Source organism: Promicromonospora iranensis (genome assembly GCF_028994805.1).
GTDB classification, from domain to species: Bacteria; Actinomycetota; Actinomycetes; order Actinomycetales; family Cellulomonadaceae; genus Promicromonospora; species Promicromonospora iranensis.
In genome coordinates, this window is record NZ_JAJQQP010000020.1 from 60,439 (window position 1) to 67,855 (window position 7,417).

Annotated in this window: 2 protein-coding genes; both read left to right on the forward strand. The window is 71.5% G+C overall.

The window, feature by feature from the left end; genetic code table 11:
* Positions 1-384 precede the first annotated feature (384 nt).
* On the forward strand, positions 385-2,766 hold the full coding sequence (locus LUM46_RS25740; protein WP_274998091.1) for a helix-turn-helix transcriptional regulator: 2,382 nt from the start codon (positions 385-387) through the stop codon (positions 2,764-2,766).
* A 357-nt stretch (positions 2,767-3,123) separates the two neighbouring features.
* Entirely contained in the window at positions 3,124-7,215 is a 4,092-nt protein-coding gene (locus tag LUM46_RS25745; RefSeq protein ID WP_274998093.1) for a choice-of-anchor G family protein, read from the forward strand.
* Positions 7,216-7,417 lie beyond the last annotated feature (202 nt).

Consider the following 7,417-nt stretch of genomic DNA (forward strand, 5'->3'; position numbering starts at 1 on the left):
TTCGCCTCGTCCTTCACACGTCGCTCCCTCGGTTGGTGCATGTCTTCGTGGTGCGTATCGCTTGAATCTGTTCCGCGGCGGTTAAAGGATCCCTTCGGGGTCGATCAAAGGAGTATCACGAGTTCGGTAGACGCACGCGGCGAAGCCTGGTGAACCGATGCCTCCGGTCGCGGGAACGAGCGCGAGCCGTAGGCTTCCTCTGGAATTGACCATGGAAGCGCATGGGAGTTCGCTGAAAGGAAAGCAAGCGTGGGTCCAGATGGCGGGCCCTGGACGAGCAGCCGGCCGGCGGGATCGTCAGGCTGGCCGGCGGACCAGGGCGGCGAGGGTTGGGGCCGCGTGGTTCATGGCCGGGACAGGGAGCTGCGATGCATCGGAGCGTTCGTGACCGGCCTGGACCCCACGACCCTGGTCGTGAGCGGCCTCAGCGGTATCGGCAAGAGCGTCACGGTGCTGGCTGCGTTGCACCGGATCGGCGCGCAGGCGTCGGCGGTGCGGCTGGTGCGGTCGGGCTCGTCGCGCCCGTACGCCCAGGCGCTCTCCGGGCGGCTACGCCTGGATCTGTCCGGGCAGACGGCGCCGATCGGCACGGGACCGGGGTACGAGCTCGACGCCGCCGGCCTCCTGGAGGCTCTGGGCTCCGGCGTCGGGCCGGGAAGCGCTGGGCCCGGGGTGCTGTTCGTCGACGACCTGGACGTGCTCTCGGCAGGCCGGGCCGCATGGCTCCAGCAGCTCGGTGACCTGGCGTACGAGCGCGGCTGGCGCATTCTCGCCGCCGCCCGGTACGTGCCGGAGGGGCCGCTGCCCGACGATGTCGAGGTGCTCGACCTCGGGCCGCTCGACACATGGTCGCTGCGCCGGTTCCTGGACGGCGAGCTACGGACCCCGCTGGCCGCCGACGTCGCGGAACGGCTGCACTGGTGGAGCTCGGGCAACCCACGGGTCGCCCTCGAGCTCGCCGACAGTCTGGACCCCGGGCAGCGGCGCGGCGGTGCCCACTGGGCCGGGCCGGACGTCGTCGGACCCGTGGCTCGACGGAGCTTTCACGTTCTGCTGGGTGGGCTGGATCTCGCTGCGACGTCTCGTCTCGCGCAGCACCGGGTGCTGGCGACGGGCAGCGTCCTGGACCGGACGGTCGACAGCTCGGCGGTGCGCAGCGTCGGGCTCGGCACGATCTCGGCTCCGCCGGGGCACAGCGGCGGTGTCGTCGACCGGCTGGGTGTGCGGTATCCGCTGCTCGCGCTGCTGTGCCGGGAGCAGGCCGGCGGTGCGTTCGACGACGGCGCGTCCAGCGGCCGGACCCCCGACGGCATGGGGCCCGACGGCGGCGAGCGGCCCGTGTCTCCGGTCGCCGCGACGGCCGCCGAGGTGATCCTGGACGGGCTGCACCTGGACGCGGTGGCTGGGCTCTCCGCGGGCGAGCGTGCACCCCGCGCGGCGGCACGCGCGGTCGGCGTGGCGCTCCTGAGCGGGGCGACATGGGCGCAGGACGGTGCCCATCGGTGGACGCCCGCCACGATCGGCTCGGAGTGGACCGACCACCTGTGGTGGCGCCCTCCGGCCGCCGTCGACGAGGCGCGGAGCGCCGCCGGCGAGCGTGCGGCCGCGGCGCTGGTCGTGCTGGAACGCACCGGCCGCCTGGCCGATCCTGCCGGTCTCCGTGCTGATCTCGAGGTGATCGGGGCCAGTCGGCACCTGGACTGGGTGGGGGTGTGCCTCCAGGTGCGGGCGCGCCTGCTGCTGGGCGACGGCACCGGGGCGCGGCGGCTCCTGGAGGACCAGTCGGGCACCTCCTCGGGCAGGACCGTGGCCGAGATCGTGGCACGGCACGTCGCCGCCGCCCGGGTCGCGATGTTCGACGGGCGTGCGGCCGACGTCCGGGAATGTCTCGCCCGTGTGGTGGACCTCCGCCCGAGCGCGACGGACTGGCTGCCGGTGCAAGGGCTGCAAGCGGCCGCGGCCGCGATGCTCGACGGCAAGGCGCCGACCGCCTTGTTGCCGCTGGGGACCGAGGCGTGGTCGACCAGGGCGCTGGGCGAGTTCGCCGTCGATCTCGGCGCGGCGCACCTCGCCGTCGGGCAGGCCGAGCGGGCCGCCGAGCTCCTGGGACTCGGGCTCGAGCGCTGTCAGTGGCCCTACCGAGGCCGCGTCCAGGCCAGGGCCGACCTGGCGGAGGCGGTCCTGGCGTCGAGGGGGATCCGGGGAGAGATTCCCCGAACGACCCTGGCCGAGCCGCCGATCGAACCCGAGGAGTGGCGCGACGCCGACACCCGCGCGGCCCACACGCGACTGCAGGCAATCCTGGCGGCGGCCGGGGCGCGGACAGAGGCTGTCGAGGACTGGCTGCCTGCCTCGGTCCCGCCGACCTCGCCGTGGCAGCGGCTGCGGACGCTGGTCGCCTACGGGCGCTACTGCCTCGCGCACGGGGACCGGGCAGCCTCCGAACCGGCCCTGACGGAAGGCCGTGCTCTCGCCCGGCTGGCCGGGACGCCTGGCTGGCGGACGGCGATCGACGCGTGCCTCGCCGGATTAGGCACCTCGGACGGTCCCGGCTGGGCACGGCTGAGCGGGAATGATCGCGAGTTCGTCCGCCTCGCGCTTCGGGGCGCCACCAATGCGCAGATCGCGGGGGCGGCCTACGTCTCCGAACGGACGGTCGCCAACCGCCTGCGCCAGATCTACGCGCTGCTGCGGGTCCGGGACCGCAAAGAGCTGACGGAACTGGCCACGGTGGACCCGCCTGGATGGCTGACCGGTCAGGGCTGAGGTGTTTTTCACCCGCTCCTTTTTCTGCGCTTTCGTGGCTTCATGCATTCGTGTCCGAAATTCCTCGTCCTGTGTGTTCCGAGTTGTCCTCGGTTGCATTGACGCACCTTGTCCTGCGTGAGCGTGCCCCCGTGCATGATTGCCGTTCACGCGTGCAGACCATTCCGAACCTGTGTCTTCTGAGGGCGGGCGCGTGCCATCTCTGGTGCGGCTCCCAGCAATTCCGACGCCGTTGCAGAAGGCGCGCGAACGTGAGGAGTGATCTTCTTGATCCCGACGCATGTGCCGTTCATTCGAAGGCGAGTTTCCCGAGGGCGAGTACGAGGTGGCGCGGTCTGGCGACGTGGCCTTGCCGCAGTGGCCGCCTCAGCATTGCTGGTCACCGCAGCCGGGCTGCCCGCCGCCGCTGTGGACAACTACCCCGACGAGCCGTCGGAAGCGGCCGCCGGCGTGCTGGCAGCCGAGCTCATGCAGCAGGCGCTGCTGGGCGCCGCCACCTCTGATGCCGGGTCGGTCAGCAATCCCGGCCCGAACACGGAGAACCTGGACGTCGACGTCCTCGGTTCGCAGGTCCTGGAGCTCGGTGACATCCAGCTCCCGGTCGACCAGTTCCTGGACTTCGGGCAGATCGGTGCACTCGCCAGCACGAGCGAGGCATCAGGCCCGGCTGACGCGCACGCGGTGTCCGGCCTGCTGGGCGCTGACGGAGGCGTCACGCTGGACGGCGCGGAGGACGCCTTCGGCACTGCTTCGATCGACGTGCTGTCGCTGGCGGAGCTCGTCGGCGTGGAGGGCATCACCGACGCGGTGGTCGACGAGCTGACGATCGAGCTGGGCGCCCTCGGCGCGGAGGTCATCGCCGAGGACGGTGTGATCCTCGACCCGGACGGCGGCGTGACCGGACCGGGCCAGTACCGCCTCGGAGACGGCACGCTGCGGCTGCACTCGCCGGTCGTCGAGGGCGCGGCCGAGTCGATCTTCGACATCGGAGGCGCGGTCGACACGCAGATCGAGACGCTGGTCAACGAGACGCTCGACATCTCGCAGCTGACGGCGCTGCTGTCCGCCGTGCCGGGCATCCCGGAGCCGACGGTCACCGTGGACTCGGACCTCCAGGAGACGCTGTTCCAGTCCGTCGTCGGCGAGCCGATCACCTCGGCGAACCAGCTCGTGACCATCGACTTCTCCACCGGTGAGCTGCAGGTCCACCTGGAGCACCTGGTCGAGGGCAACGACCCCTGGGGCGGTGGCGACGACGTGGGCATGAACGGTCTCGCCCCCAACTACGAGGTGCTGGACGACCAGACGTACCCGCAGATCGCCGAGGGCGTCCACGAGATCATGCAGGAGGCCACGCGCATCATGATCGGTGCGATCGAGGACTCGCTGAACGCCGTGACGATCAACATCGCGTTCTACGACGAGTCGGCGCTCGGCACGCTCGACGTGTCGTGGTCGGTGCCCCTGGCTGACGCCGTGAACGGCAACTTCCCGCAGGTCGTCGACAACAGCACGGGCACCCAGGCGGTGACCGGCGCGCTCCTGGCGACGACGATCAACGGCCTGGGCAATGCCGCCGCACCGATCTTCGCGCCCGTCTACGACCTCATCATCAGCGACGCCGGCGACCAGATCTTCGAGCTGCTGATCAACGACCTCAAGACGGGTATCACCTCGACGATCGGGGCGGCGCTCTCGCCGGTGTTCGACGTGGTGGTGCAGTTCGTCTCGCTGCAGATCAACCACCAGGAGACCGCTACCTGCACCACAGCGGACGGCACGGAGCTGCTCGGCCAGCTCGAGGTGTCCGCGCTCAGCCTGGGACTGGTCCAGTCGGCCGATGCCGGCCGGATCGGGCTCGGCAACGCCGGCGTGCGGATCGACGCCTGCGGCCTGGCGGCCATCACGCCGGAGCTGAGCGTGGATCCGGCGGAGGTCGAGCCGGGTGAGTGCACGGTGGTCTCGGGTACGGGCTACACGCCCAACAGCACCGTGACCGTCCAGCTCACGGACGCGGACGGCAACCCGGTGGGTGACCCGATCACGGCCGACACCGACGACACGGGCGCGTTCTCTGTGGACCTGTGTGTGCCGGACGACGCGGAGCCGGGTGACTTCACGGTGGTCGGCACCGACGACACGACGGGCACGCCTGCTGAGGCGCCGCTCGTCGTGACCGGGCCCGCAGTCATCGCCCCGACACTGACGGTCGACCCGTCCGAGGTCGCCCCCGGTGGCACGACGACGGTGACGGGCGAGGGCTATACGCCCGACTCCACGGTGACGGTCCAGCTCACGGATGCGGACGGCAACCCCGTCGGTGACCCGATCGTGGTGGACACGGACGAGAACGGTGAGTTCACGACACCGCTGGTGGTGCCGGAGGACGCCGAGCTCGGTGACTACACGGTCATCGGTACGGACGACACGACCGGAACGCCGGCGGAGGCGCCGCTGACGGTGATCGCGGCCGTCGAGCAGTGCGAGTCGGCACCGGAGCTCACCGTGACACCCGGCTCTGTTCAGGCCGGCGAATCGGTGACCGTCGTGGGTACCGGATTCCCGGCCGGCGTCGACGTCGTGGTCCAGCTGTTCGACGCCGACGGCAACCCCGTCGGTGACCCGGTCACGGTGACGCCCGACGAGGCCTGCGGGTTCTCGACGGACTACGTCGTCCCCGACGGTACGGCGCCCGGTGACTACGAGGTCGTCGCGGAGCCCGAGGACGGGAGTGAGGGCGCTACCGCGCCGCTCACGGTCGAGCCCGCGGACATCACGCCGTCGCTCACGGTCGACCCGGCGCAGGTGGTGCCGGGTGGGACCACCACGGTGACGGGTGAGGGCTACACGCCCGACTCGACGGTGACGGTGCAGCTCACGGACGCGGACGGCAACCCCGTCGGTGACCCGATCACTGTCGACACGGACGAGACAGGCGCGTTCACGACGCCGCTCGTGGTGCCGGAGGACGCCGAGCCGGGTGACTTCACCGTCGTCGGGACGGACGACACGACGGGCACGCCTGCCGAGGCGCCGCTGACCGTGATCACGGCTGCCGAGCAGTGCGAATCGGCACCTGCGCTCACCGTGACGCCCAGCTCCGCACAGGCGGGCACGGACGTCACCGTGGTGGGCACCGGCTTCCCTGCCGGTGTGGACGTGGTGCTCCAGCTCACCGACGCCGAGGGCGATCCGGTGGGCGAGCCGGTGACGGTGACCCCGGACGAGGCCTGTGGCTTCACCACCGAGTACACGATCCCCGAGGGGACCGAGCCCGGTGACTACGAGGTCGTCGCGGAGCCCGAGGACGGGAGTGAGGGCGCTACCGCGCCGCTCACGGTCGAGCCCGCGGACATCACGCCGTCGCTCACGGTCGACCCGGCGCAGGTCGCGCCGGGTGGCACCACCACGGTGACGGGTGAGGGCTACACGCCCGATGCCACCGTGACCGTGCAGCTCACGGACCCCGATGGCAACCCCGTCGGCGACCCGGTCGTCGTCGACACCGACGAGACCGGTTCGTTCACCACCGATCTGGTGGTGCCGGAGGACGCCGAGCCGGGCGACTACACGGTGGTGGGCACCGACGACACGACCGACGAGTCCGCCGATGCCCCGCTGGGCGTCGTCTCGGTCTCCGGTCCCGGTGAGCAGTGCACGGACCCGACCCTGGTCGCCGACCCGACGACCGTCGAGCCGGGCGGCGAGGTGACTGTCACCGGCACGGGCTTCCCGGCAGGTGTCGACGTCAGCATCACGCTGACCGACGCGTCGGGCGATCCTGTCGGCGAGGCGGCCACCGTGACCCCGGACGAGTCGTGCGGGGTCACGGTCACCATCCAGATCCCGGACGACGCGGACCCCGGCGTGCACATCATCGTCGCCGAGCCGCAGGACGGCAGTGCCGGTGCCGAGGTGCCGATCACGGTGACCGGTCCTGACGCCAGGACGCTGACCGCATGGTTCGCGAAGGGCTCGGTGAGCCCGGGTGCGAGCCAGACCCTCCACGCCTCCGGCTTCGAGCCGGGCGAGATGGTGGTCGGCATGATCCGCTCGACGTCGGTCAGGCTGCCGGCCGTCGCCGCGGACGAGACGGGTGCGGTCCACTGGACCTTCACCGTCCCGCCCGCGCTGTCGGCGGGGTCGTACATCGGTACCGCCACGAGCGTGACGCTCGGGGACTCTGCGGCTGCCTCGTTCAAGGTGGTGCTGGCGCCCACGGGCGGCGGCACCGGTGACGGCAACGGCAACGGCAACAGCAGCGGCAACGGTTCGGGCTCGGGTTCCGGTTCCGGCTCCGGCGGTCTCGCAACGACCGGCGCGGACGTCGCCACACTGGTGACCGTCACGATGCTCCTGCTCGGGGCCGGTGCGGTGCTGATCCGACGTCGGCGCGAGCTGGCCATGGCGGCAGCCACGGCCATGGGGAGGCTGCCTGACGAGCAGTAGTCGCAGTCCCGTGAACGGTCGCTGATCGGCCGGCGGTGAGCGTCGGCCCGGCACGAGATCTTCGTGCCGGGCCGACGCGCGCCGCGCTACCAGGTTCCGGGTCGTCGCGTCAGTTCTCCGGCCGGCCGGGCGCGTGCGCTCGGGCTGCGGCCCCGCCGGCGAACCGTGCGGCGTGGGCGTGGATCTCGGATCGTTCGTAGAC